This is a genomic window from Rathayibacter sp. VKM Ac-2879 (genome assembly GCF_015351245.1).
In the GTDB taxonomy this organism is placed as follows: domain Bacteria; phylum Actinomycetota; class Actinomycetes; order Actinomycetales; family Microbacteriaceae; genus Rathayibacter.
This window is the reverse complement of sequence record NZ_JADKSO010000001.1, coordinates 880722-906299: the sequence shown is the minus strand read 5'-3', so window position 1 is coordinate 906299 and position 25578 is coordinate 880722. Positions and strand designations below refer to the sequence as shown.

Below are 25578 nucleotides of genomic sequence, written 5' to 3'. Positions count from 1 at the left end.
AACACTACCACGGGCGGTGGCGCCACCAAGACGAGTCAGGCGCCCCGCCTGCGCTGCAGGGCCTGGTCGAGGTCGATGGCGTCGACACCGTCGACCACACCCATCGAGGCGAAGCGAGAAGCGGGACGCGTGCTCTCCGCGGCGTGCGGCGCCTCCGCGGCGCGCGGCGCTTCGGCGACCCTCGGCGTGCGCAGTGGCGCGATGTCGGCGGCAGCGGCGCGCTGCGCGAGCTCCGCCTCCGCCGCGGCTGCGCGCAAACGCTCGACCGCGTCGATCGAGGCCATCGCGGAGGCGGCGACCGTGCCGCGCGAGAGGTACAGCGGCTTGGGCAGCGGCCGGGGTGTCCAGCGCGCCTCCTCGGCGACCTCCGCGGGCGCCTCCGCCGTGGCCTGCGCCTCGTCGGCGAGCTCGGCCTCGAAGACCTCGGCGCGGCGGTAGGCGGTCTCATCGACGTCGGTCGCGCGAGCAGCGGGAGCCGCGGCACGACGGCGACCGGGCGCGAGCGCGATCAGCACGGCGAGGCCGAGAGCGGTCACGAGTCCCCCGAGCAGCGGCAGCACACCGCCGCCTCCGAACGGCAGCATCGCCAGTCCGACGATCGCCGCCGCGAAGCCGATCAGCACGATCGACGCCGCGCCCCGTCGCCAACGCAGCGCACCGGAGGCTGAGCGAGTGCTCTGCCTCGTGCTCGCGACCGCCCGCTGCAGCGCCTCACGCGCCGCCTTTTCCGCCTGTGCCAGCTCCATTGCCTGTGCCTTCTCTTCGGCTCGTCGTCGTGTCTCGGTGACCCGGAGGCGCCGCTGCTGCAGCGCGACCTCTCGGGCCGTCGCCTCCGCACGCACGTGCTCGGGCATCTCCGCGGTCTCGGCGAGGATGCGCAGCGTCTGCTGCAACCTCACCGCGTTGCGCTCGGTCGCGTTGTACGACCGCCGGCGCATCCACGTGGGAACGAGGTAGGCGACCCACAGAACGGCGGCAAGCGCCCAGACGACGCCCCCGCCCAGCCAGTCGCTACTCATGCGGTCCACGCTAGGAGTCAGCGGGGCTCGCGGCCGTCATTACGGGGAGGTGTGTCCGCGCGGATCCCGGATCAGTCGACCGATCGAGGGGAGGCCGGCGCCGTCCGGCGGACCGGACAGGCCGGAGCGGCGGGAGGCGCGGAGATCGGCATCGCTCGGTACGCCGATGTCGTGCGGCACCTGGCCGTCGAGGTAGCGGCGGAGGACTCCGCGCGGCACCTCCTCGCTCACGAGCGCGAAACAGAAGTGGTCGCGCCAGTCGCCATTGATGTGGATGTACCGCCGCCGCAGACCTTCGTAGCGGAAGCCGAGCTTCTCGACGACTCTCAGACTCGGCCGGTTCTCGGGGCGGATGCAGATCTCGATGCGGTGCAGGCCGAGGTCGAAGAAGGCGTGATCGCTCGCGAGGGCGACCGCGACGGGGGTGATGCCGAGACCAGCGAACCGTTCGGACACCCAGTAGCCGATGGAGGCAGACGAGATCGAGCCGTAGCCGATGTTGGACACATTGAGCTGCCCCGCGAGTTCACCGTCCCAGTCCACGAGGAAGGGGACGCCTCCGCCCGCTCGAGCGTTCTGCTGCAAGGCCCGGATGCTCGCACGCACGTCGAAGGCGGCGCCGCCTCGCGGGTCTGAGGCCTCCCACTGCCGGAGCCAGGCCCGATTGACGATCAGCTCACGCTCGAGCGCTCGGGCGTCGCGCACCCGGATGGGGCGGAGGGCGACCCGACCCTCGGTGAACGTCGGGGTGGTCAGCGGCATGATGCGACCCTACTGCGCCGGCCGCGGCGGGAGGAGGCGGTGGACTCTCGCGAGAAGGCGGGTCAGAATCCCGCGACGAAGTCCTTCAGCCAGGGCTTGAGATCGGGACCGAGGTCGTCCCGCTCGGAGGCGAGCTGCACGATGGCCTTGATGTAGTCGAGCTTGTCGCCGGTGTCGTATCGGAGACCCCGGAAGACGACCCCGTAGACGCCGCCGAACTCGGCCGGATCCTGCGCCATGCGCTCGAGGGCGTCGGTCAGCTGGATCTCGCCGCCCTTGCCAGGCGCGGTGTTCTCGAGCACGCCGAACACGTCGGGCTTGAGGACGTAGCGCCCGATGATCGCGAGGTTCGAGGGGGCATCCTCTTTGGAGGGCTTCTCGACGAGGCCGGTGATGCGCACCACGTCGTCCTCGTCGGTCGCCTCGACGGCGGCGCAGCCGTAGAGGTGGATCTGGTCCGGGTCGACCTCGAGGAGCGCGACGACCGTGGTCTCACGCTGCTCCGCAACCTCGATCATGCGCGAGAGGAGCGGGAAGCGGGCGTCGATCAGGTCGTCGCCGAGCAGGACCGCGAAGGGCTCGTCGCCCACGTGGCGCTGGGCGCGCGACACGGCGTGGCCGAGTCCCTTCGGCTCGCCCTGGCGCACGAAGTGCACGTCGGCGAGGTCGCTCGCGTACTGCACGTGGGCGAGCTTCTTGTCGTCGCTCTTCTTCACGAGGTTCTGCTCGAGCTCGGGGACGGAGTCGAAGTGGTTCGCCAGAGCGTTCTTGTTGCGTCCGATGATGACGAGCACATCTTGGAGCCCGGCGTTCGCCGCCTCCTCGACCACGTACTGGATCGCCGGCTTGTCGACGACCGGCAGCATCTCTTTCGGGATGGCCTTGGTCGCCGGCAGGAAGCGAGTGCCGAGGCCTGCTGCGGGAATGACGGCTTTGCGGATTCGAGTGCCCATGGGGCGTCATCCTATCGGCGGCATACGACGCGAATGTTTCCCTTCCGCGACCACCAGCGCTCACGCCTCCACCCCATTTAAGGGCCGCCGTTAGGCGAGAGTCCGTCACTCTCCTCCGCGGCTGCCGGGTGACGTGCCGGTTCTAGACTGAGCGCATGCCAGCCGACATCACTCACGAGAAGCGGGCGCTGCGCGCCGAGCTCCGCGAGCGCCGCCGCACGCAGACCTCGACCGTTCGCGAGCAAGCGACGACGCACATCACCGAGCACCTCATCGAGCTGGCCACCCGCACGAAGGCGCGATCGATCGCCTGCTACCTCTCCGCTCCCGACGAACCCAACACCCGCCCGTTCCTCGGCTGGGCAGAGAGCCATGGCCTGCGAGTCCTCTTCCCGATCTCGCGCGCGGACGGACTCCTCGATTGGGCTGTCGGCGACGGGCACACCGAGACGCAAGGACTGTTTGGGATGCCCGAACCTGTCGGCAAGCTCCTCGGCCCGATCGCGATCAACGACGTCGACCTCATCATCGTCCCGGCCGCCACCGTCGATCGCGGAGGTATGCGCATGGGCTGGGGTCGCGGCTACTTCGACAAGACCCTCGGCTCGATGGAGAAGTGCCCTCCTGTCTACGCGGTCGTCTTCGACAGCGAGCTCGTCGACCGCGTGCCCCGCGAGGTCCACGACCAGGCGGTCGACGGAGTCGTCACGCCCTCGGGCGTTCTCGACCTCCGCTGATCCCCCTCCCCACCCGTCTCCCGAGGAGCCATCAGTGCCCACCTACTCCTACCGTTGCACCCAGTGCGGCAACGCCTTCGACATCGTGCAGAAGTTCACCGACGACAGCCTCACCGAGTGCCCGAGCTGCCAGGGCGCGCTGCGCAAGGTGTTCAGTGCCGTCGGAGTGACCTTCAACGGATCGGGCTTCTACCGCACCGACTCGCGCTCGTCGGAGTCGCCCGCGAAGGACGCCTCGAGCGGAGGCGCGACGCCCGTGAAGGCGGGCGACGTCGGGTCCTCCGGATCCGGGTCCTCGGGCTCGTCCGGCTCGTCCGGGTCCTCCGGCTCGTCCGGGTCCTCGGGCTCGTCCGCATCGCCTGCGGCACCTCCTTCTTCGGGGGCCGCCTCCTCGGGGAGCTGATCCTGACTCCCCGCACCACCGCCTTCGGGAACCAACCGCCTTCAGAAACGGAGAACAGACCATGATCAAGGGTTTCAAAGAGTTCATCCTCCGCGGCAACGTCATCGACCTGGCTGTCGCTGTCGTCATCGGCGCCGCCTTCACGACGATCGTCAACGCGATTGTCGTCGGCATCTTCAACCCGCTCATCGGAGTGATCTTCGACGCGTCCTCGCTCGACTCGCTCACCTGGCAGATCCGCGCCGCCACAGCGACCGAGCCCGCCAGCGTCATCGCCTACGGCGCCGTCATCTCCGCGCTCATCCAGTTCGTGATCGTCGCGATCGTGCTGTACTTCGCGTTCGTCCTGCCGATCAACCATCTCAAGAACGTCGCCTTCGCCAAGAAGGCCGCCGACGCTCCGGCAGCCGAGGACAAGGCGCCGACCGAGCTCGAGCTCCTCGCTGATATCCGCGATCTGCTTGCCAACGGCGGCACCCCCACCACCTCGAACTCGGGCAAGCACGTCGACTGAATCGTCCTGTCCGTTGCGCCCGGCAGGCGGAAACGGCCGGGGACGGCGAGAGGGGATACTCGTGTTCCGGTGAACGGAGGGTGGGCCGCGCGGCCCACCTGACGTAGGCGCACGGTCAGTAGTGCGGCGGGACGTCCTGGCGCAGGCGGGCGTCGTTCGGGCCCGTGTCGGGGCGGGGCGGAGGCGCCTCCGGGTCCGAGACGAGCGTGTCTTGGGGGGACGGGTCGGTGCCCGGCTTCGGGGGCAGGGTCACACGCCGGCCGCCCCGCGAGCTCCGCAGCGGTCGGTCCCCGCCCGCGGGCGCCTCCGGCGTGGGCACGGTCAGTCGCGAGGAAGCGGAGCGATCGGCTGAGTCTCGGCCTCGTTCGACGCTGCGGACACCGGACGAGCCGCTGCGGGTGCACCCACCGCGACCGGCGTGCCGCCGCTCGCCTCGACGCCGGGCGCACCGATCAGCCCGGCCACTCGCGCGGACACCGCCTCCGGGTCGGCGAACAGCTCGAAGTTGTGCACCCGCAGGTAGTGCCACCCCAGTCGCCGCAGAAGCTCAGGCCGGAGGCGCAGCGACACTCGAAGGCTCTGCGTGCTGACATCGCGGTCGGTCTCGACGACCACCGCGCGTGTGCCGTGCGCGGCCACCAGGGCGAGCTTGCCCTTGTGGCCGATGTTCACGCGCAGACCGCGACGCTCGAGGCGTGCCGCGAGGTCGACGAGCATGGGCTCGGAATAGTCGTCGCGGTCGCTCGGCTGGACGCGGTCCTCCGCCTCCTGCAAGACCTGAGCGAGGGCGACCATGCCGTACCGCATGCGCGACTCGTCGATATCACCCGGGCGGAAGCACGACACGATGTCCATGGAGCGGCGGGCACGCGTCATGCCGACCGCGAGCAGACGCTCTCCGCCCGGCTCGGCCAGCGCACCGAAGTTCGACAGGAGGCGCCCGTGCGGAGTGCGCCCGTACCCGATCGAGAAGATGACGCGGTCGCGGCTCTGCGCAACCGACTGCTCGAGGGTGACCACCGCGAACGGCTCCGGACGGTCGCCGAGGATGAAGTCGTTGAGGTCGGTGCGCTTGGCGAAGGCTGTGAGGACCGCCTGCTGCACTCGCACCGCGTGACGCGGGCTCGCGGTGATGACCATGAGCGACTCCCGCGGCCGGATCACGGCGTGCTCGAGGACGAGCTCCACCACCTTCGCGACCTCGGCGTCGACCGACTCGACCGCTCCGGAGTCGTTCTCGGGCATGCCGTGCCCGCTCGCGATGTAGTGGAACCGTAGCGAGTCATGGCCGAGGAAGGAGCCGGCCCACGGCAGGGAGTCGATGCGGCCACCGTAGAACCGCCGGTTGACGAGCTCGGCGAGGTCTTCGCCTCCTGCCCGGTAGCTGCGGGTCAGGGTGACGGTGTTGAGCAGCTCCCCGAGGCGCGCGAGCGCGGACTGCGCGTGAAGCGCCTCCACGTCGGTGCGCGATGCGCTGGTACCGAACTCGACGGCCTCGTCGACCCGCAGTCCGAAGGGAGTCGGCGTCTGCGTCACCGGGTCGCCGAACGCGACGACCTGCTTGGCTCGGCGAATCGCCCCGACGTTCTCCGCGAGCGTCGTCGCTCCGGCGTCGACGAGGAATACCGCGTCGAAGGTCGTCTCGGTGCCGATGCGGTGCACCTCGTAGGGCGAGGCGAGCCAGGCCGGAGCGAGCACGCGCGAGAGGTGCGGCGCGGCCCTCTGCAACTCGTGGGGCGTGATCGCAGCCTCCGAGCGCAGCAGGGCACGTAGGGCGTCGCGCTCCTGGGGCCAGTCGACGAGCCCGATCTTCCAGGTCTCCGAGAGCTTCCACGCGAGCAGCTCGGCGCTCGAGGCGGCATGCGCCTCGTCGACGAGCTTGAAGTCGGCCTCCAGCCGGTCGAGCACGCTGGTGTTGCCTCCGAGCAGCGCACGCTCGTCGGTCAGCATGATCTCGAGCGCCGAGCGCCACCACGCCAGATCGAGCTCGACCGCGACCAATTCGGGAGGCACGTGCCGGCGCGAGAGGTCGGCGAGCAGCGGGTCGAGGTGCCAGTCGCGCAGCGTCGAGAGGAGGGTCGTCCGCTCCTGCAGGTTGGCGAGCACCTCGCTGTCCTCGGCGAGTCCCGAGACCATCGAGAGCAGCTCGGCCAACGGCAGGGAGGCGAGCTGCCGGTTCGTGCCGCGGCGCCCGAGCGGCTCGTCGAGCCTCGTGAGCTGCTCGCTCACCTGCTGGAACGCGACCTGAACGTCGGCGACGCCGACCGGCACTTCCGGCACCGTGCCCGCGACCGCGTAGCGCTGCCACAGCGTGCGCTGCTGCTGGACACGACGGAGCGCCGCATTGAGGTCGGTCACGTGGGCCCCGGGCCGCATGTACTCTCGCGCGAGCTTCTTGAGCCGACGGCGGCTCGCGGAGGAGAGTTCGGCGGCCTCGCGACGCCCGGAGGTCGCGACGATCAGGTCCTGGATGGAGCGGTCGAAGACGGCGGGCTGGAACTTGTCGAGCGTCTCGCGCACGTCTTGGAGGAGCCGGAGATAGATGCCGAGCTCGGCGATCGACTCGAAGGGGCGCATCCTGGTCTGGCCGATGACGTCTTGCGCACGGTCGAGCAGGCGCGGCAGGTCACGCAGGTGCAGGCGCTTGGCCAGCTCGTGCGCAGCCTCGGCCTCGGTGGTCGAGTCGAATTGGGCGCCATACCAGGGCGAATCGCCCGGGCCGTAACGGAACTCCCCCAGCCGGGCCGACTCGATCAGCATCCGCGTCGCCTCCGGACGGCTGTGCGCGAGCGCCGCGACAGCGCCACGGTCGAGGCGGGCGGTGGTCGAGGGAGGCGTGCGCAGCTGCGACAGGCGCGCGAGTTCCTCGAGGGCCTGGAGCGCCGAGACTCCGAAGCTCTCGTCGCGGCGCGACAGGGCGCCGCGGTAGTCGAGCAGCACCTTGCGCAAGCGCAACAGGGCATCGTCGATCTCGCTGACGGAGGGACGGGACGCCTTCTCGTTGCGCCCGATTGACTGGATCAGGTCGCGTCGCAGCGTGCGCGGGCTCACCGCGATGCCACCGAGACCCGCCGAGAGCAGGCGCTGGTGGATGCTGTCGAGACTCGATCGGCGAGCGCCGACCACGAGGACCCGCTTGTGCTGCGCCGCGAGGGCGCCGATGGCGTTCACGATCGTCTGAGTGCCTCCCGTGCCCGGGAGGGTCTTCACCACGAGCGAATTGCCCGCCGCGATGTTCGCGATGACCTGTTCTTGCTCGGCGTCGGCGTCGAGCAGGAGGTTGTCGGTCGCGGGCGGTCGCTCGTCCTGCGGAATGATCGTCGCGAGCTTCTGCGACTGCTGCAGAGCGCGCTTCGCGGCGGGGTTGCCTGCGACCGCGTCGAGCACCGGATGCTCGAGCATCCGAGCATCGCGCAGCATGTCGCCCGCGACGTCGGCGAAGCTCGAGACGACGAGCCGCGGATGCACGGCGAACCACGGCAGGTGCGAGGTGAGCCCGCGCAGCTGGTCGATCACCGGCTGCGGCTTGAACACGCCGTTCTGCACGGCCAGCTCGACAAACTGCTGCGGGTCGATCGTGATGCCGAACTGCTGCTTGAGGGCGCGCGCGAGCTGCGGGTTGAAGTAGGGCTGTCCTTTGAGCTTGAGCTCGAAGTCGCGACCGTAGCGGCGGATCGCGAGCGGACGTAGCAGCACGGGAGCGGTGAACTCGGTGTCGCCCGCGCGCCACTGGGCGAGCCCGATGGCCAGATGCACGCCTTCGATGCCGCGCACGGAGCGCAGCTCGATCCCCTTGTCGGTGATGGCTCCTGCCGCACTTTTGGCGGTACGCAGCGCGAGCTCGTCGCGGATGAGGGAGGAGAGCAGGGTCGTCTTGCCCGAGATGAACAGAGGCAGGCCGCCGGGATGCGTGGTCGAGAGCTCGATGCGGGTCCGCGGCGAGTCGACGAAGTGCAGGAGGGGCGACGGGCCGCCCACCGTCGCGAGCTCGTCCCGCCACGACTTCCAGACGGGATCGGCGACATTGCCGCTCTGATAGCCGGCCTCGCCGCTCGTCACCTCGATGGGAGAGGTGGCATTCGGAGCGAGTCGATGAGCGGACGCCGCTTCCGAGTGCCCGGATTCGGGTGAGGTCGCCACCGGTCCGGCTCCTGGGAATTCGTCGACTCGTTGCACACGGTTACCCTAAACCGGCCACCTCCGAAAGGTCGTAGCGACGCGGAAGGGGTGCCGAGTCCACGACGGATCGGCGGCATCTGCCTACACGCCGGCGTCGTCGGGCCACACGGCGAGCGGAGGCGCCACCTCGACCCGACGCTCCTCGCCCACCACGCGGATCCTGCTCGTCGCACGATCGTGCCCGGCCGCGATGGCGATGGCGACCATGACGAGCTCGGCATGGCCTCGCGTGAGGAACCCGGCCGCTCGACGGAGGTCGACCGGCCGCCCCGTCGCGAGGGACAGGGCGATGCGAGCGACCGCCTCCTCAGACAGGTCGAGCACTCCCGCCTGCTCGGCGAGAAGCGCGAAGTCGACGGTGGCGCGGGAGGCGTCGGGGCTCCACGGGTGCTCTCGGCGAAGGCAGCCGGCGCGCCGCAGCAGTTCTTCTGCGACACGCACGACCGGGCTTGCGAGGACCGGCGCCGACTCGCCGATCACGCGGCGGCCTCGTCGCGCGCGTCGGCGCGGCGGGCAGAGGCTCGCAGGGCGACCGAGGTCACGGCGGCGAGGAGGCAGGCAGCTCCGGCGACGAGCGGGGCGACCCAGCCGAGGATCCCGACCTCGTCGACATCGGGCCCGAAGTACTGCCAGTGGACGATCGCGAACACGAAGAGAGCGTAGAAGCACAGAGCGACACCCAGGAGACCCGACACGAGGTCGGCGGGGCGCACGAGCGGATCGAACTCGATGTGGTCCGTCGAGAGTGTCGGTGCGTCGGTGATCTGTTCGAGGGTCTCGGTGGACGAATACAGCGTCATGGTGGGAGCCAAGCAGTTCCGAGCGTCCCTCGGCATCAGCCTCAAGCATGACCTCGCCCACCCAGCGGATGGCATATCGATGGCGCGAGGACCAGGCGTCAGCGCGGCGCAGGACGCCGACCCAGGGAGGACGGGAACCGGAGGAGATATCCGTCGGGATCGACGACGAGCAGCTCGGGAGCGGGGTGGGAACCGATCACGCCCGCTCTGGCTCCGCCCGAGTACGGCCGGGCAGGAGGAGGAGCCCCGCGACACCGATCACGATGAGAAGGATCGCCACGACCGTGACGAAGCTCGCCAGGGCGAGCACCGGCATGATGATCGTCAGGATCCCGGCGATCACGGAGGCGATGCCCGCGGCGATCGGCAGCCACGCCGGACCGATCGCGGTCCTGCCGCTCGTGATGCTCGAGACGCCGTCGAGGATCCAGCCCAGGCCGATGACGAGGCCCAGAACCGTGAGCGACTCGAAGGGGTTCGAGAGGCAGAGGATGCCCGCGACCACGATGAGCCCGCCCAGCAGACCGGCGAGCCAGCGCACGCGCGCCTCCAGCCGCGCGGCCGTGAACGCCTGGAGCAACCGGAAGACGCCTACCGCGATGAGGTGAATGCCGAAGACGATGGCGACGGTCAACAGGGTCGGTCCGGGGATCAGCACCGCGATGACGCCGAGACCGATGGCGATCACCGAGACCGCGAGGATCCAGCCGCGCTCGACGGCCGTGCGGGACATCGTGGGAGTTGCGGTCTCGGACATGGTGCGGCTCCTTCTCCTCGGGCACTGCTGACACCTCGAACGTTAGGGCACGCCGGGGTCGTGGCGGAGGGACTTGTGCCGAGAGCCGCGCGGCTCCGCCGACCTCCGATCGATCAGCGATCGGCGCCCGCGCGCGTGACGGCACGGTGCCTCCGCACGCGGCGGACGACGAGGATCACGAGCAGCACGCCGAACACCCCGTAGATCACGGCATCGAGCACACTCGCGTACTGGTCGACGAGTTCGTATTGCGTGCCGAGGGCCGCGCCGAACCCGATCAGGAGTCCGTTCCACACGCCGGAACCGAGGATCGTCAGTGCCGAGAACAGAAGGAGGTTCATCCGCTCCGCACCCGCAGGCAACGAGATCAGACTCCGCACCCCGGGGATCAGTCGGCCGAACAGCACCGCCCAGGTGCCGTGACGGCGGAACCAGCCCACCGCCTTCTCGAAGTCCTCGCGGTCGACCAGCGGCAACTTCGCAAGCAGACGAATCGAGCGCTCGGTCCCGATCCGAAGGCCAAGCCAGTACAGAACGAGCCCGCCCAGGTAGGCGCCGAGCGTCGCCGTGACCACGACGAGCGCGAGGTTCATCCGCCCCTGCTGCGCGAGGAACCCGGCCAGCGGCAGCACCAACTCGCTCGGGATCGGCGGGAACACCGTCTCGATCAACGTCATCAGCCCAACGCCGACCTCGCCGAGCGCGGCGATCACCCGGGCGGCGACGCCGACGAGGCCCGAGAGCTGGTCGATGTTGTCCGAGGAAGAGGTCGCCGCGGAGGCGGGGGCGAGGGCGGATGTCGCGATCGTCATGACTGAGAATCTACTCAGTCCTCTCGGGCTCGAGCTGAGAACAGCAGAGTCAGGGGTGACCGGTGAGCACGACCTCGCCCGAATCCTGCAGCCGCACCTCTACCGAGGCGATCGACGCGAGCGGCAGACCGGTCGAAAGGCTCGGCTCCATCGTCGAACCCGGCGTGCTCGTCCACGAGCCGATGGGCTCGGTCGCCCCCGAGCTGTCGGTGACGTACATGACGTAGCCGGTCGCGCCGGCATACTGCGCCTGAGTGTCGCTCCAGCTACAGTCCATGTCGATGCGGGTGCCCCACTGCTCAGGCACGAAGCGGACGGACGCCTGCACCGGCACCCCGGGCGCCGCCGCGAGCGAGACGGTCGAGCCGACCGTCTCGACCGGCGTCCCCGACGGGCCGAGGGCGAGCGGGAGGGCGATCGCGGTCGCCGCCGAGACTCCGGCGGCGGCAAGCGCGAGGAACGCCACCTTCACCCGAGCGCGCCGGCGGATCGCCTCGGTCGCCGCCGCGAGGCGCGTGAGCAGCGCGGGAGGCGACGCCACCTCCTCGTGCACGCGCGGCTCCTCCAGGAGGCGGAGCGCCTCCTCCTGCGGCAGGTGGGCGAGCAAGCCGGGAAGGGGGACGAACTCGGCCAGCGCCTCCCTGCAGCCACGGCACGTGCGCACGTGCAGCTCATAGGCACGACGGTCGGCGATCGAGAGGGCACCGAGGAGGTACGCGGCGTCCCAGTCGCGGAACGCGTCGTCGTGCTCGGCCCCGTGGGACTCGTTCGATCCGCGGTTCACAGCTCGGTCACTCCTCGTTCTTGCAGCGCGAGCTTCAGCGCGCGCATCCCGTAGTGCATCCGCGATTTCACGGTGCCCGGTGCGATACCCAGAAGCTCGGCGATCTCGTTCACGCTCCGACCGCCGTAGTACGCGTGCACGATCACCGCGCGGTGATCGTGGCTGATCCCGCCCAGGGCGTCCGAGAGCAGCCACGCATCGAGCACCTGGTCGGTCTTGTCGTCGGTGGCCCGCTCGGGAACCTCGTCGGTACCGAACTCCCGTGCGTGACGAGCGCTCCGCCGGTCGTCGATCACGATGTTGCGCGCGACGGTGTACAGCCAGGACCGGGCCGCCGTCTCGCCCTGCGCGAGGATCTCCGGATGCTTCCAGGCTCGCAACAGCGACTCCTGCACCACGTCTTCGGCGAGCTGCCGGTCTCCGGTCAGCCGCAGGACGAAACGCCAGAGCGCGCTCGAGTGCTCGTCGTGCAGGGCACGCAGCATCTCGGCCTGGTCCTCGGACATGTCCACCTCATCCAGGGAGAACGTAGCGCCAGGGCGATCGGTTCAGCATCGCCGCGGATCCATCCGGTACCGCCGCAGCTTCGGTCGGGCGGGTCGAACGTGCGATGCGCCCCGCACTCTGGTAGTCCAGAAGGCGACGGTGGACGTTCGGAGGCGAGGGGTGCTGCCCGGCGCGACGACGACACCGCATCGACGACTGCAGGACTAGGACACACACGGCATGACGCTCTACGAATCGCGCCCGGTGGGCGTCGTGATCCAGGCTCCGGCCGACGAGGTGTACGACTTCGTGACCGACCCGGCGATGCTGCCGCGCTGGGCCGCGGGCCTGGCCTCCTCGACGGTGGAGGAAGTGGACGGCCGCTGGTTCGCTGAATCGCCGATGGGGCGCGTCGAGGTGCGCTTCGCCCCGCGCAACCCGTTCGGCGTCGCCGACCATGTGGTGACGCTCCCGGACGGGACCGCGGTGGACAACCCGCTGCGGATCCTCGTCAACGGGGACGGCGCAGAGGTCGCCTTCACCGTGCGCCGCCGGCCGGGCATGAGCCTCGAGGAGTGGGACGACGACTGCACGCGCGTCGCCGACGACCTCGAGGCTCTGCGCCTCCTCTTCGAGAGCCGCGGCCCGGCCGAGCTGTAGGTTCGATCCAGCTCCGGCGCAGTGCCGGCGCCCGCGAGAACGAGGACGCCATGACCTCTCCCGACCCCACGACCGCCCGCACCGTCGGCGGCATCGAGCTCAACGGCCTCGACACGATCCAGGAGTCGGAGCGGCACGGTCGCCCTCGCGACCTGTTCTGGCCGTGGTTCGCCGCGAACGTCTCGGTGCTCGGGCTCAGCTATGGCTCGTTCTTGCTCGGGTTTGGGCTCTCGTTCTGGCAGGCGACCGCGGTCGGGATCGTCGGGATCGTCGTCTCGTTCCTCCTCTGCGGCTTCGTCGCCGTCGCCGGCAAACGCGGATCGGCGCCGACGATGGTGCTGAGCCGGGCGGCCTTCGGGGTCGACGGCAACCGCCTCATCGCCGTCGTGTCCTGGCTGCTCACCGTCGGCTGGGAGACGGTGCTCGCCTCTCTCGCGGTGCTCGCGACGGCGACGGTGTTCGAGGAGTTCGGCTGGGACGGCGGAGTGCCGACCAAGGTGGTCGCGCTGATCGTCGTCGCCGCGCTGATCGTGGTGGCGGGGGTCGCGGGATTCCGGCTGATCATGCGCCTCCAGCTCGCGATCACGATCGCTACCGGGGTGCTGACGGTGCTGTACGTCCTCCTCGTGGCCGACCGCATCGACTTCGCTGCGGTGGGAGCGTTGCCCGCGGGATCGATCGCCGCCGTGATCGGCGGCCTGGTGTTCATGATGACCGGCTTCGGACTCGGCTGGGTGAACGCTGCCGCAGACTACTCCCGCTATCTGCCTCGCAGTGCGCGCGCCTCCGGGGTCATCGCCTGGACGACGGTCGGCGGCGCGATCGCACCCGTCGTGCTCGTGGTGGTCGGGCTGCTGCTCGCCGCCTCCTCGAGCGATCTCTCCTCCGCCATCGCCGCCGACCCCATCGGCGCGCTCGCCGGGATCCTGCCGACCTGGTTCCTTCTCCCTTTCATCGTCGTGGCCCTGCTCGGACTCGTCGGCGGAGCGGTCATGGACATTTACTCCTCGGGACTCGCGCTGCTCAGCACGGGGCTGAAGGTGTCGCGACCGGTCGCGGCGGGGATCGACGGCGTGCTCATGGTGCTCGGCGCGATCTACGTCGTGTTTGTCGCTGGCGACTTCCTCGGGCCGTTCCAAGGCTTCCTCATCACGCTCGGCGTCCCGGTCGCGGGATGGCTGGGAGTGTTCCTCGCCGATCTCCTGCTCCGGCGCCGCGAGTACGACGAGGAGGCGCTGTACGACGCGCGCGGGCGCTACGGCAGCGTCGCGATCGCTCCGGTGGTCCTCGTGCTGCTCGCCTCGGTCGTCGGCTGGGGTCTCGTGGTCAACACCTCCCCCGGATTCGAGTGGGAGGGGTACCTGCTCGGCCCGCTCGGCGGCCGCGACGGCGACTGGGCCTACGCCAACCTGGGGGTCCTGCTCGCGCTCGCGCTCGGCTTCCTCGGCACTCTGGTGTTCTCGCGCCACACGGTACGGCGCCAGGAGTCGGGCGCATGAGCCTCCTGGTCGCAATCGACCTCCAGCACGTCTTCGCCGACGCGGAGTCGCCGTGGGCGTCGCGCGAGTTCGCGCGCGCCGCCGACGGCACGCGACGCCTCCTGCAGGCCTTCGGCGAGCGCGTGGTCATGACACGGTTCGTCGCGCCGGCGGAGCCGAGCGGCGCGTGGATCCCGTACTACCGCGAGTGGCCTTTCGCACTGGCGCCGGCCGACGACCGGCTGTACGAGCTCGTCGACGGCTTCGACGGGCACCGGACGGTCACGGCGACCACCTTCGGCAAGTGGGGAGCCGAGCTCGAGGCGGCGCTCGACGCCTCCCGCGAACTGGTGCTCACGGGCGTCTCGACCGAGTGCTGCGTGCTGTCGACCGCGCTCGCGGCGGCGGACGCGGGCGTCCACGTGCGAGCGGTGGGGGACGCCTGCGCGGGCGCCTCCGAGACCGACCACGCGCGAGCCCTCGACGCCATGGCGCTCTACGCGCCGCTGATCACGCTGACCACAGTCGACGAGGTGCTGCGGAACCCACAGTTCGGGGCTTAGCCGCGTCGACGTCTAACGGCGTCTAGGCGGTCGGCACGGCGGCGCGGCACAATGGCGGGATGTCCAGCACCGACGGCCGCACCAGCGCGGCGCCCCGCATCCTGGTGATCGGGGAAGCCCTGATCGACATCGTCGAGCGCGGTGGCGAGAGCGCGGAGCATGTCGGCGGCTCCCCCGCGAACGTCGCCCTCACCCTCGCTCGCCTCGGCCGCGACGCGACCCTGGTCACCGACATCGCCGACGATGACCGAGGCCGCCGCATCGCCGAGCACCTCAGCGCCTCTGGAGTGACGGTCCTGCACGGCGACGCGGCGCGGACCTCGACCGCTCGGGCGCTCCTGCGCGAGGACGGCTCGGCGGACTACGTCTTCGACCTGTCCTGGAACCCGCCGGCCGCGGACCCGAGCGGCGCCGACCACGTCCACACGGGCTCGATCGCCGTCTACCTCGAGCCGGGCGGCTCCGCGGTCGTCGAGCTTCTCGAGACCCTCCCCGCCGGCGTCACCGCGAGCGTCGACGCGAACATCCGCCCGGCGCTCGTCGGGCGTCACCGGGAGGCGCTCGCCCGCTTCGAGCGGGTCGCCGCGGCCTGCGAGATCGTGAAGCTGAGCGACGAGGACGCGGAGTGGCTCTACCCGACGATGCAGCTCGACGATGTCCTCACGCGGCTGCTCGGCCTGGGCGCGCAGCTCGCGGTCGTGACGCGCGGCGGCGACGGGCTGCTGCTCGCCTCCGCCGTCGCCCGCGCCACCGTGCCCGCGGCGCGGATCGTCGTGGCCGACACGATCGGCGCGGGCGACTCCGCGATGGGCGCGATCCTCGACGAGTCATTCCGTCAGGGTCTCGGCGCGCCGAACGGCATGCTCCTCGACGAGCCCGCTCTCCGCGCCGTCGGCCACCACGCCGCTCACGTCGCCGGCATCACCACCTCCCGCTCGGGCGCCAATCCGCCGACCCGCGCCGAGCTCTGAGCCCCCCGTATTCGAGCGGGAGGGAGCGAACGGACGAGACGGCCTGCCGCAACCGGGGATCTCGGCCGTCCGGCACGACTTCTCGACGGCCGACACGCCCGAACGTGTAGCGCCGGAGGCGTCACACGTCGATACTGAGCGCACCACTCGACGGAAGGCCGGCCATGTCCAGCTCGCTCAGCCCCTACATCGGATTCGACGGCCAGGCGAAGGAGGCGATGGAGTACTACCGGGGCGTCTTCGGCGGCGAGCTGATGTCGAGCACGTTCGCCGACTTCCAGGCGAGCGAGGACCCGGCCGATCAAGACCGGATCATGCACGCCCAGCTCGTTACGCCCAACGGCTTGATCCTCATGGGGTCCGACACGCCGTCCTCGATGCCCGCCGACACCGGAAGCCGGATCTCGGTGGCGCTCTTCGGCGACGACCACGCCGAACTCACCGGCTACTGGGAGGCGCTGGCCGACGGCGGCACGGTGACGATGCCGCTGGACGCCTCGCCGTGGGGCGACCACTTCGGCATGCTCGTCGATCGCTTCAGCGTGGCATGGATGGTGAACATCTCGGCGACGCCCGCCTGATCGCGTCTGCGGGGGTCGACTCCTCCTCCACAGGGGAGGATTCTCGCGCCCGTTCACCGTTCGGGTGATCTGTCCCCTGCCGCGTCCACGCGGGCGCAGAATGGAGGGACCGCACGAGGACGACGTTCCTCGACGTCCCCCTCCCTCTTCTCGAAGGCTGCAGATGACGATCACGCTCGGATACAAGGCATCGGCGGAACAGTTCGGCGCCCGCGAGCTCGTCGAGCTCGCCGTCGCCGCCGAACGCCACGGCTTCGAGAGCGCCGTGGTCTCGGACCACTTCCAGCCGTGGCGGCACACCGGCGGCCATGCGCCCTTCTCGCTGGCATGGCTCGCCGCGGCCGGAGAGCGCACCTCGACGATCCGCCTCGGCACCTCCGTCATGACCCCGCACTATCGCTACAACCCTGCGGTGATCGCGCAGGCGTTCGGCACCCTCGGAGTGCTCTACCCCGAGCGGATCATGCTCGGTGTCGGCACAGGAGAGGCCCTGAACGAGATCGCGACCGGGTACCAGGGAGCGGGCGAGCAGACCTGGCCCGAGTTCAAGGAGCGCTTCGCCCGACTCCGCGAGGCCGTCCGACTCATGCGCGCGCTGTGGGCCGGCGATCGGGTGACCTTCGACGGCGAGTACTACTCCACCCATGAGGCGTCGATCTACGACAAGCCAGAGGGCGGAGTGCCGGTCTACATCGCCGCCGGAGGCCCGGTCGTCGCGAAGTACGCCGGCCGCGCGGGCGACGGCTTCATCTGCACCTCGGGCAAGGGCATGGAGCTCTACACCGAGAAGCTGCTGCCCGCGGTCGAGGAGGGGGCGGCAGCGGCCGGGCGCGACTCCGCGGCGCTCGACCGGATGATCGAGATCAAGCTGTCGTACGATCCCGATCCCGCGCTCGCCCTCGAGAACACGCGGTTCTGGGCTCCCCTCTCGCTCACGCCCGAGCAGAAGCACTCGCTCACCGACCCCGTCGACATGGAGCGCGCCGCCGACGAGCTGCCGATCGAGCAGGTCGCCCGGCGCTGGATCGTCGGCTCCGACCCCGACGAGACGGTCGCCCAGATCGCACCCTACGTCGAGGCGGGCTTCACCCATCTGGTGTTCCATGCGCCGGGAGACGACCAGCAGCGTTTCTTCGAGAGCTTCGAGCGCGACCTGGCGCCGCGCCTCCGAGCACTCTGAACGCCGGGATGAGCACGGCTAGCCTCCTCGCCCGCCTCGACCAGGGCGAGCCCCTCAGCCGCGCGAGCGCCGAGGTCCTGCTCGGCGCGCGCGGCGACGAGCTCGATGCACTCCTCGAGGCGGCGGGTCGCGTGCGCGACGAGGGACTCGCGCGTCGCGGCCGCCCCGGCGTGATCACCTATTCCCGCAAGGTCTTCGTGCCGTTGACCAAGCTGTGCCGCGACCGCTGCCACTACTGCGTCTTCGTCGAGACGCCGGGAGGTCTCGCGGCCACGCGCGAGTCCACCTTCCTCGAACCTGAGGAGGTCCTCGAGATCGTGCGCGCCGGAGCGGCTCTGGGATGCAAGGAGGCGCTCTTCACTCTCGGCGACCGCCCGGAGGATCGCTGGCCGACCGCGCGCGCCTGGCTCGCCGAGCACGGCTACGCCTCCACCCTCGACTACGTCCGGGCCATGGCGGTGCTCGTGATGAACGAGACGGGAATGGTCACTCACCTCAATCCCGGCGTCATGTCGTGGGCAGAACTGCAGCGGCTGCGTCCGGTCGCGCCCTCGATGGGCATGATGCTCGAGACCACGGCGGAGCGCCTGTGGTCCGAGAAGGGAGGGGTGCACTACGGCTCGCCGGACAAGGAGCCTGCCCTCCGGCTCCGCGTGCTCGAAGACGCTGGGCGCAGCCGCATCCCGTTCACGACGGGCGTGCTGCTGGGCATCGGTGAGAACGCGGCAGAGCGCGCCGACGCCCTCTTCGCCATCCGAGAGTCGCACGAGCGCTGGGGCCACGTGCAGGAGTGCATCGTGCAGAACTTCCGTGCGAAGCCGCGCACTGCGATGCAGAACGAGGTCGATCTCGACCTCGACGAGTACGTGGCCAACGTCGCCGTCGCGCGCCTCGTCCTCGGCGCGGACATGACGATCCAGGCACCGCCGAACCTGACCGACGCCCATGAGCTCGCTCTGCTCCTGCGCGCGGGCATCGACGACTGGGGTGGCGTGAGCCCGCTCACCGCCGACCACGTGAACCCCGAGCGGCCCTGGCCTCACATCGACGACCTCGCGCAGCTCACCGCCACGGCCGGATTCCGCCTCCACGAACGCCTCACCGCCCATCCGCGCTATCTGCGGGAGGCGGACACCTGGATCGACCCCCGCGTCGCGCCTTATGTCACCGCTCTCGCCGACCCCGAGACCTGGCTCGCCGATGAGTCGGCTCCGGTCCGGCCGCGACGGTACCGCGACATGCTCGACGCGCCTCCGCGAGTCGCCGCGCCGACCCTCGGCGCGGTGCTGGGCCGGGCCGCCGCCGACCCGGCGGGGCTCGACGACTCCGATTACCTCGCCCTGCTCGATGCCGACGGCGACGACCTGGAGGCACTCGCCGCGCTCGCCGACGACCTCCGCCGCGGGACGGTCGGCGACTCGGTAACCGTCGTCGTCAACCGCAACATCGACACCTCCCTGTGGGGAGGGCGCGGCCTCACCGTGCAGCGGCTGGAGGAGCTCGCCGATGAGGCGGTCGCGCTCGGCGCCACCGAGCTCTGCCTCCAGGGCGCACCGCCCCACGGGGCCGACGACCTGCTGCTGATCGTGCGCACCCTTGCGAGCAGGCAGCCCTCGCTGCACCTGCACGCCTTCCGTCCAGCCGAGATCCTCGGTGCCGCCCGCCGCTCGGGGCGCACTCTGGCCGAGATGCTCGAGGCGCTGCGCGAAGCGGGAGTCGGCTCGGTCCCCGGCACCGGCGCACGCATCCTCGACGACGACGTGCGCGCCGTGCTGAGCGAGGGCACCGACCCGAGCGTCGCCGACTGGCGCGAGACGATCACGGCCGCCCACCGTGCCGGCCTGCCCTCCACGGCGACGATGGTCTACGGCCATGTGGAGTCAGCGGCGCAGCAGCTGGCCCATCTGCGCACGATCACCGCGATCCAGGACGAGACGCACGGGTTCACCGAGTTCATCGCGATGCCGTTCGTCCCCGCCGAAGCGCCGGCCGCCGTGGTCGCTCGGACGCGCCGAGGCCCGAGCCTGCGCGAGACCCGGGCGCTGCACGCGGTGGCACGCCTGGTCCTGCACGGACGGATCTCGCACCTTCAGACCGCGTGGACCAAGCTCGGGGGGCATGCCGCGCAGCTGCTCCTGCGCGGGGGCGCGGACGACCTCGGCGGCCTCCTGCTCGACGGCTCGCTGCATCCCGAGGCCGGGGCGGAGGCGTACCGCTCGCTCGACCTCGCGACCGTCGCTCGACTGACCGGCGAGATCGGACGCGGATGGCGTCAACGCACGACCGACTACGGTGTGGTCGCTCCCGAGCGGCTGCTTCGCGTCGACGAGACACCGCCGAGCAGGCCGCGGCGGGTGCGGCTCCCGATCCGAGCGAACTCGTGAATCGACGGGAGGAGTTCCTGCGCAGGCAGGCGGGGCTCGTCCGCGAATCGCAGATCCGCGTCGCAGGGTCACGGGTGCGGCTGTTCACGGCCGGGGAGGCGAGCGGCTCTGTGGTCATGCTCGTGACCGCGCCGGGGCGCGGCGCGGCAGAGGACGGCGCTCTCCTCCTGCCGCTGCTGGCCCGGCGCCATCGGGTGGCGGCCCTCGAGCTCGCCGACCTCGCCCGGCCGTGGCCCGACGGCGCAGACGCCGTCGCCGCAGCGCTCGACGCGCTCGACGCGCAGGAGGCGACAGTGATCGGACACGCCTTGGGCGCCTCCGTCGCCGTCGCGGCCGCAGCCGACCCGAGAGTCCGAGCCCTCGCGCTCATCGCAGGCTGGCTTCGCCCGACCGCAAGACTCCTCGCCGTCGCCCGGCTGTGGGAGCGGCTGGCAGATGAGCCGGTGGCACGCGCCGAGCTCGCCCGGCTCCTCACCGCCCGCTCGCCCGACACGCTCGACGCAGCACCGTGGAACGCCTCCGCCTCGGCGCTCCTCGCCGCCGCCACCCGGGCCGACGTCACCGCGGAGGCCGCCGCGGTGAGGATTCCCGCACTCGTCGTCGGCTGCGCGGCCGACGCGGTCGTCGGCGTCGAGGGTTCGGAGGCGCTCCTCGGTGCGATCGACGACGCGCGCTACGCCCTCCTCGACAGCGGCCACTCCGTGCTGGCCGAGCGCCCTGCCGAGCTGCTCGCCCTGCTCGAGCGCTTCCTCGCCGACCCGCACCGCGACCCGGCCGGCTCCCTCCTGCCCCGGATGGCCATCTGATGGCCACCGAGGTCGACGTCGTCATCGTCGGCGCCGGATTCGCCGGGATCGGAGCCGCGACGCGCCTCGGCCGCCGCGAGGACATCTCCTTCGTGGTGCTCGAGAGAGCGGAGCAGGTGGGCGGGACGTGGCGAGACAACACCTATCCCCACGTCTCCTGCGACATCCCCTCGCATCTCTATTCCTTCTCGTTCGCGCCCGAGCCCGACTGGTCGGCCCTGTACGCGCCGGGGGCCGAGATCCAGGCCTACCTCGAGCGTGTCGTCGACCGTGAAGGTCTCGGGCCGCGGCTACGGCTCGGCACCGAGATGCTCGAGGCGGCCTTCGACGAGAGCCGGCAGCGTTGGCATGTGCGCACCTCGACGGGCGACGTGTCGGCCGCCGTGCTCGTGGTCTGCGCGGGTCGGCTCTCGGAGCCGCGGCTGCCGAGCCTCCCCGGCCTCGACGGGTTCGGTGGTCCTGTCTTCCATTCCGCCCGCTGGCGGCACGATGTCGAGCTCGACGGTGCGCGCGTCGGCATCGTGGGCTCCGGCGCTTCGGCCGTGCAGATCCTCCCCCACCTCGCCGAGCGGGCGGCCGAGGTCGTGCTGTTCCAGCGATCGGCGCCGTACGTGGTGCCGCGTCGCAATCGCGACTACACGCTCCAGGAGCGGCGCACTCTGGCCCGCGCGCCGGGCGCCCTCCAGCGTCTGCGTGACGAGCTGTTCTGGCGGGCCGAGCTGGGCTTCGCCGGGCGGGTCGGTGTTCCCGCCGCCGTCGAAGGGCTGCGGTCGGAGGCGCTCGGCCACCTCGCCGCGCACGTCGCCGATCCGCAGCTGCGCGCGATGCTCACTCCCGACTACGAGATCGGCTGCAAGCGCGTGCTGCTCTCGGATGACTACTATCCCGCCCTCACGCAGCCGCATGTGCGGGTGGTGCCGAGTCCACTGCGCCGTGTCACGGCGACGGCGGCGATCGGAGACGACGGCGAGCCGCACAAGGTCGACGTGCTCGTCTTCGCGACCGGGTTCCACTCCACGCGCCCACCTTTCGCCCGGCGGATTCGCGGACGCGACGGTCTCTTGCTCGCCGAGCGCTGGTCGGGAGGGATGACCGCCTACGATTCCCTCGCCGTCCACGGCTTCCCGAACCTCTTCGTCGTCAACGGCCCGAACGCGAGCCTCGGCCACAACTCGGCGGTGCACATGATCGAGTCGCAGATCGAGTACGTGCTCGCGGCCCTCGACCACCTCGCCGACGCAAGGGGCACGGTCCTCGAGGTGAGCGCCGAGGCCGAGGCCGCCTCCGTCGCCCGAGTCGACGCGCTCAGCGCCGACACCGTCTGGACGAACGGAGGCTGCGAGAGCTGGTATCTCGACGCCGAGAGTCGGCGTCTGACCCTGATCTGGCCCGACTTCGCCTTCGCCTTCCGCGAGCGGCTCGCACGCGTCGATCCCAGCGCGTACGACTCCCCCGTCTCGGAGCCGCTCGAGCGCACGGCCCGGTAGGCGTCGCCGAACACCTCGTGGGCCGAGGATAATCGGGGGAATGCGAGAAGACGACGATGTCGATCTGGTGATCGACGCGTGGGCCGAGGCGCTGCCCGACCTCGACTTCGCGCCTCTCGATGTCGTCTCGCGCTTGCGCCGACTGAGCCCTCGCGTGCAGGAGGTGCGTCGCCGCTCGTTCGCGGTCAGCGACCTGGCCCCGTGGGAGTTCGAGCTGCTCTCCCTGCTCCGCCAGAACGGGGCGAGCGGGATGACCCCCTCCGCCCTCTCGCTCAGACTCGCGCTCTCGAGCGGCACCCTCGCCAACCGGGTCGATCGTCTCGCGGCACGCGGGCTGGTCGTGCGGGAGCAGAACGCCGCCGACTCCCGCAGCAAGATCGTCTCGCTGACCCCGCGGGGCACCAAGCGGGTCGACGAGGCGATGCGGCACCTGGTCGCCGCCGAGGGCGAGGTGCTCGGCGGCCTCGACCCGCGCCAGGTCTCGGTGCTCATCGAGTGTCTGCGCACCATCAGCGACACGCTCGACGAACTGGACTGACGGCGACACGTTGCACTCCGCCGTCGCCGAAAGGTCAAGCCCATTCGGGATCCGGGTCGAGCGACATACCGTGGGGCGTGCACGGCGGAGGCGTCAGCCACCCGTGCCGACGAACGCGAAAGCGGAGAGCACCATGACACAGATTCCCACCATCCAACCCGCGCGATGGAGCCGGAACGGGGTCAGGATCGTCGTCGTCCCTGGAGCAGAGCTGCCCCGATTCCGACTCGAGATCGACCCCCTCCTCACCAGCCGTGCCGTGCTCGTCTCGACCGGCCCGTTCTCGACGGTCGAGGAGGCAGAGCGTGCCGCCGAGATCGCCGCGCGATCCCTCGGAGGCACGATTCCCGCCTGAGTTCCGGCGAGTCCCGCGAGCGGGCGAGGCGCGATCCCGCAGCACGCAGCGTTTCCCGCATGCGCCGCGTCCGTGCGCAGCGCAAATCCGCTGTACGGCCCGTTCTGGGGTCAACCGTTCGAGCTGGGCCAGGCCGGGGGTCCTCTAGCGTCAGCAGCGACGGGCCGTCCCGTCATCCCTCACCGAGATCGGTCCCCCATGCGCCTCCTGTCCACCCCTCGTCCGCCGCGCGCCGGGCGCCGGCGCCTGCGCGCGCTCGCCATCGGCGCCGTCCTCGCCGCCGCAGCAGCCCTCGTCCCGGCTGGCACCGCCTCCGCCGCCACGCCGACCCTGTCGGTGCTGAGCCTGGGCGACTCCATCACCCAGGCATACGGCACTTGCGGCCAGTTCGCGGACTGCCCGCGCAACAACTGGTCGACCGGCACCGCGACCGCCGTCAACTCCTTCGCCAGCCGTCTGCGCGCCTCCAAGCCGGGCACGACCGTGACGACCGCGAACTTCGCCAAGACCGGGGACCTCATCGCCGGAGTCCCCGCACGGGTCGACGCCGCGGTCGCCGCCGGCGTGCATCCCGATGTCGTGACCCTCCTGATCGGAGGCAACGACCTCTGCGCGGCCGCCAACCCGGTCGCCGCCGACGGCTACACCATGACCACTGCGGCGGCCTTCACGAGCGGAGCCACGGCCGCCCTCACCAAGATCCGTTCCGCCTGGCCTTCCGCCACGATCGTCCTCTCGTCGATGCCAAACGTCGCAGCGGAATGGGCTGTCGTCAAGAGCGGCTTCGGCTCGGTCATCTGGTCCTCCGGCAACCTCTGCCGCACCACGCGCGGCGTGAGCGCGACCGGCGCTCGCCTCGGGACCGCGGCGGCCACCGCCTCCGCCGCTGCCGCGAAGACGAGGACGGCGCAGTACAACACCGCGCTGCAGAACGCGTGCGCGGCCTCGGGCACCCGCTGCGACTGGGACGGGGGCGCCCTGACGGCCACTCCGATCACCAAGGCGCTGATCGGCACGACCGATTACTTCCATCCCAGCATCGCCGGCCAGGCAAAGATCGCCTCGGTGCAGTGGGCTGCGTCGAACTTCTCGACCGGCGGCTAGGAGGCGGCGGGCCGTCGTCCTGCGCTCACGCGTCCTGCGGGCGCTCGCCCTCTCGGCGACGACGCTGCTCCTCGGCGAGCCGCGCGTAGTGCGCCTCTTCCCGCTCGAGGTCGGCGAGCTGCTCCTCGGTGCTCTTGGCCGGCGGACGCAGCACGACCGGCCCCTGCGGACGTCGGCGCGATGCGAATCCGCCGGGCACGAATGCGCCGCCGTCGCCCCGCTTCCACTCGTGCCCGAGCAGGAACCAGAGCGAGACTCCGATAATCGGAAGGAACACGATCAGCAGAACCCAGACGATCTTCGGCAGATTGCGGATCACATTGTCCGGCTGCCGCACCACGTCGACCAGTGCGAGCACCATGAGCACGACGATCACCAGCGAGAAAACGAACCCCATGCAGTCGAGGGTACGACGGCGCGCGCGTGAATCGGCGATCTCGTCCGGCGCGCACGACGGAGATCGAGGCGCCGCGTCGCCCGACGACTTCCGCGCTCAGCGGTCGAAGAGGTCTCCGAGGCCCGGCACAGGGAAGTCCGAGACCTGCTCGCCCCACCCCGACAAGTGCTCGCCGGCGCCCGACGCGATGTCGCCCACGCCGCCGGTCACCTCGCCGAAGTCGCCGAGACCTCCCGCGAGGTTCTCGACATCGACCCCGAGTTCTGACGCGTGCGCCAAGAGCGGACCCGCCACTGTGCTGAGGACTGCGCCGCCCGCGACGGCCGCAAGGAGTCCGCCCGCCGCGCCCAGCCCGACGCCCGCCGCCGCTCCGACCCCGGCTCCCGCCAGCGCGCCGGGCTTGGAGAACATCCGCTTCAGGAATCCAGGGCTGTGCGCCTCGCCCCGGGTCGCCGCGCGCGCGAGGTCCTCCGGCGCCGACGACTGCGGCCGCTCGTTCGCGGGCAGCTCCTCCCGGAGGCGCGCCTCGACCTGCGCACGCTGCGCGGGCGTCAGCCTCGCGAAGGACTCACGGTGCACCTGCTCCAGCTGCTCGGGCTCGGCGGTGCGGAGGAGGTAGTCGTAGCGCGCGATCGCCGCGCGATCCTCCTGGCTGACCTGCCCAGGTCGGGCGTCCTGCGGGCGAACGGCGTCCTGCGGGCGAACGGGGGCGGCTGGCCGGGCTGGAGCGTGCTGCGGCGCGGCCACCTTGTCGGCGACGGTCCGCACCAGCCCCCGCCAGTCGGTCGTCCCCGCCGAGGAGGACCCGCTCGTCGAATCGAGGGCTTTCGACGCCATGCCGAGGACGCGCTTGAACATGCTCACAGAG

28 protein-coding genes are annotated in these 25578 nt (G+C 70.8%); 15 read left to right on the top strand and 13 right to left on the bottom strand.

Annotation, left to right across the window (positions count from 1 at the left end; translation table 11 throughout):
• Positions 1-35 precede the first annotated feature (35 nt).
• The 3 genes from ITJ45_RS04490 to galU form a co-directional block, all read right to left on the bottom strand.
• Positions 36-1019, bottom strand: a complete 984-nt coding sequence (locus ITJ45_RS04490) for a hypothetical protein (RefSeq protein ID WP_194607592.1) — start codon at positions 1017-1019, stop codon at positions 36-38.
• Positions 1020-1058: 39 nt separating this feature from the next.
• Positions 1059-1781 (bottom strand): GNAT family N-acetyltransferase, encoded by a 723-nt coding sequence (locus ITJ45_RS04485; RefSeq protein WP_194607591.1) that lies wholly within the window; start codon positions 1779-1781, stop codon positions 1059-1061.
• 62 nt (positions 1782-1843) lie between these two features.
• Positions 1844-2734: a UTP--glucose-1-phosphate uridylyltransferase GalU gene (gene galU / locus ITJ45_RS04480; protein WP_194607590.1), complete on the bottom strand. Its 891-nt coding sequence runs from the start codon at positions 2732-2734 to the stop codon at positions 1844-1846.
• A gap of 155 nt (positions 2735-2889) precedes the next feature.
• Here galU and ITJ45_RS04475 point away from each other — a divergent pair, with 155 nt between their 5' ends.
• From ITJ45_RS04475 to mscL, 3 genes are all read left to right on the top strand, one after another.
• Positions 2890-3471, top strand: a complete 582-nt coding sequence (locus tag ITJ45_RS04475; RefSeq protein WP_194607589.1) for a 5-formyltetrahydrofolate cyclo-ligase — start codon at positions 2890-2892, stop codon at positions 3469-3471.
• Between the two features lie 34 nt (positions 3472-3505).
• Positions 3506-3874, top strand: a complete 369-nt coding sequence (locus tag ITJ45_RS04470; protein ID WP_194607588.1) for an FmdB family zinc ribbon protein — start codon at positions 3506-3508, stop codon at positions 3872-3874.
• A gap of 61 nt (positions 3875-3935) precedes the next feature.
• Positions 3936-4388, top strand: a complete 453-nt coding sequence (mscL, locus tag ITJ45_RS04465; RefSeq protein WP_194607587.1) for a large conductance mechanosensitive channel protein MscL — start codon at positions 3936-3938, stop codon at positions 4386-4388.
• Between the two features lie 115 nt (positions 4389-4503).
• On the opposite strand, the gene ITJ45_RS13990 is transcribed toward mscL, so the two are convergent.
• The 8 genes from ITJ45_RS13990 to ITJ45_RS04430 form a co-directional block, all read right to left on the bottom strand.
• Positions 4504-4641, bottom strand: coding sequence for a hypothetical protein (locus tag ITJ45_RS13990; RefSeq protein ID WP_228493423.1), 138 nt, complete (start codon positions 4639-4641; stop codon positions 4504-4506).
• Positions 4642-4709: 68 nt separating this feature from the next.
• Positions 4710-8447 carry an AAA family ATPase gene (locus ITJ45_RS04460; RefSeq protein WP_323742851.1) on the bottom strand — a complete coding sequence of 1246 codons (3738 nt, stop codon included), beginning with the start codon at positions 8445-8447 and terminating at the stop codon, positions 4710-4712.
• A 201-nt stretch (positions 8448-8648) separates the two neighbouring features.
• Entirely contained in the window at positions 8649-9047 is a 399-nt protein-coding gene (locus ITJ45_RS04455) for a hypothetical protein (RefSeq protein ID WP_194607585.1), read from the bottom strand.
• On the bottom strand, positions 9044-9367 hold the full coding sequence (locus ITJ45_RS04450) for a hypothetical protein (RefSeq protein ID WP_194607584.1): 324 nt from the start codon (positions 9365-9367) through the stop codon (positions 9044-9046). The genes ITJ45_RS04455 and ITJ45_RS04450 overlap by 4 nt, the downstream gene beginning before the upstream one ends.
• Positions 9368-9563: 196 nt before the next feature.
• Entirely contained in the window at positions 9564-10124 is a 561-nt protein-coding gene (locus tag ITJ45_RS04445) for an HdeD family acid-resistance protein (protein ID WP_194607583.1), read from the bottom strand.
• A 113-nt stretch (positions 10125-10237) separates the two neighbouring features.
• On the bottom strand, positions 10238-10936 hold the full coding sequence (locus ITJ45_RS04440; protein ID WP_194607582.1) for a DedA family protein: 699 nt from the start codon (positions 10934-10936) through the stop codon (positions 10238-10240).
• A 49-nt stretch (positions 10937-10985) separates the two neighbouring features.
• On the bottom strand, positions 10986-11720 hold the full coding sequence (locus ITJ45_RS04435) for an anti-sigma factor family protein (RefSeq protein ID WP_194607581.1): 735 nt from the start codon (positions 11718-11720) through the stop codon (positions 10986-10988).
• Positions 11717-12226: a sigma-70 family RNA polymerase sigma factor gene (locus tag ITJ45_RS04430; protein ID WP_194607580.1), complete on the bottom strand. Its 510-nt coding sequence runs from the start codon at positions 12224-12226 to the stop codon at positions 11717-11719. The genes ITJ45_RS04435 and ITJ45_RS04430 overlap by 4 nt, the downstream gene beginning before the upstream one ends.
• 220 nt (positions 12227-12446) lie before the next feature.
• Here ITJ45_RS04430 and ITJ45_RS04425 point away from each other — a divergent pair, with 220 nt between their 5' ends.
• From ITJ45_RS04425 to ITJ45_RS04370, 12 genes are all read left to right on the top strand, one after another.
• Positions 12447-12866 carry an SRPBCC family protein gene (locus tag ITJ45_RS04425; RefSeq protein WP_194607579.1) on the top strand — a complete coding sequence of 140 codons (420 nt, stop codon included), beginning with the start codon at positions 12447-12449 and terminating at the stop codon, positions 12864-12866.
• A 50-nt stretch (positions 12867-12916) separates the two neighbouring features.
• Positions 12917-14365: a purine-cytosine permease family protein gene (locus ITJ45_RS04420; protein ID WP_194607578.1), complete on the top strand. Its 1449-nt coding sequence runs from the start codon at positions 12917-12919 to the stop codon at positions 14363-14365.
• Complete coding sequence (locus tag ITJ45_RS04415; RefSeq protein ID WP_194607577.1) at positions 14362-14907, top strand: cysteine hydrolase family protein; 546 nt, start codon at positions 14362-14364, stop codon at positions 14905-14907. Before ITJ45_RS04420 ends, ITJ45_RS04415 begins: the two co-directional genes overlap by 4 nt.
• A gap of 59 nt (positions 14908-14966) precedes the next feature.
• Positions 14967-15878, top strand: a complete 912-nt coding sequence (locus ITJ45_RS04410; RefSeq protein ID WP_194607576.1) for a carbohydrate kinase family protein — start codon at positions 14967-14969, stop codon at positions 15876-15878.
• A gap of 164 nt (positions 15879-16042) precedes the next feature.
• Complete coding sequence (locus ITJ45_RS04405; protein ID WP_194607575.1) at positions 16043-16459, top strand: VOC family protein; 417 nt, start codon at positions 16043-16045, stop codon at positions 16457-16459.
• A 163-nt stretch (positions 16460-16622) separates the two neighbouring features.
• A complete protein-coding gene (gene fgd / locus ITJ45_RS04400) occupies positions 16623-17639 on the top strand; it encodes a glucose-6-phosphate dehydrogenase (coenzyme-F420) (RefSeq protein WP_228493422.1) in 1017 nt (338 codons plus the stop codon).
• An 8-nt stretch (positions 17640-17647) separates the two neighbouring features.
• Positions 17648-20023: a 7,8-didemethyl-8-hydroxy-5-deazariboflavin synthase CofG gene (gene cofG, locus ITJ45_RS04395; RefSeq protein ID WP_194607574.1), complete on the top strand. Its 2376-nt coding sequence runs from the start codon at positions 17648-17650 to the stop codon at positions 20021-20023.
• On the top strand, positions 20020-20829 hold the full coding sequence (locus ITJ45_RS04390) for an alpha/beta fold hydrolase (RefSeq protein ID WP_194607573.1): 810 nt from the start codon (positions 20020-20022) through the stop codon (positions 20827-20829). Before cofG ends, ITJ45_RS04390 begins: the two co-directional genes overlap by 4 nt.
• Positions 20829-22316 carry a flavin-containing monooxygenase gene (locus ITJ45_RS04385; protein ID WP_194607572.1) on the top strand — a complete coding sequence of 496 codons (1488 nt, stop codon included), beginning with the start codon at positions 20829-20831 and terminating at the stop codon, positions 22314-22316. The genes ITJ45_RS04390 and ITJ45_RS04385 overlap by 1 nt, the downstream gene beginning before the upstream one ends.
• 40 nt (positions 22317-22356) lie before the next feature.
• A complete protein-coding gene (locus ITJ45_RS04380) occupies positions 22357-22854 on the top strand; it encodes a MarR family winged helix-turn-helix transcriptional regulator (RefSeq protein WP_194607571.1) in 498 nt (165 codons plus the stop codon).
• Between the two features lie 133 nt (positions 22855-22987).
• Complete coding sequence (locus ITJ45_RS04375; protein WP_194607570.1) at positions 22988-23209, top strand: hypothetical protein; 222 nt, start codon at positions 22988-22990, stop codon at positions 23207-23209.
• Between the two features lie 198 nt (positions 23210-23407).
• On the top strand, positions 23408-24313 hold the full coding sequence (locus ITJ45_RS04370) for an SGNH/GDSL hydrolase family protein (RefSeq protein WP_194607569.1): 906 nt from the start codon (positions 23408-23410) through the stop codon (positions 24311-24313).
• A 25-nt stretch (positions 24314-24338) separates the two neighbouring features.
• Here the strand turns inward: ITJ45_RS04370 and ITJ45_RS04365 are convergent, their stop codons facing one another.
• Positions 24339-24710: a PLD nuclease N-terminal domain-containing protein gene (locus ITJ45_RS04365; RefSeq protein WP_194607568.1), complete on the bottom strand. Its 372-nt coding sequence runs from the start codon at positions 24708-24710 to the stop codon at positions 24339-24341.
• Between the two features lie 96 nt (positions 24711-24806).
• A complete protein-coding gene (locus ITJ45_RS04360; RefSeq protein WP_228493572.1) occupies positions 24807-25568 on the bottom strand; it encodes a cation-transporting ATPase in 762 nt (253 codons plus the stop codon).
• Between the last annotated feature and the right edge of the window lie 10 nt (positions 25569-25578).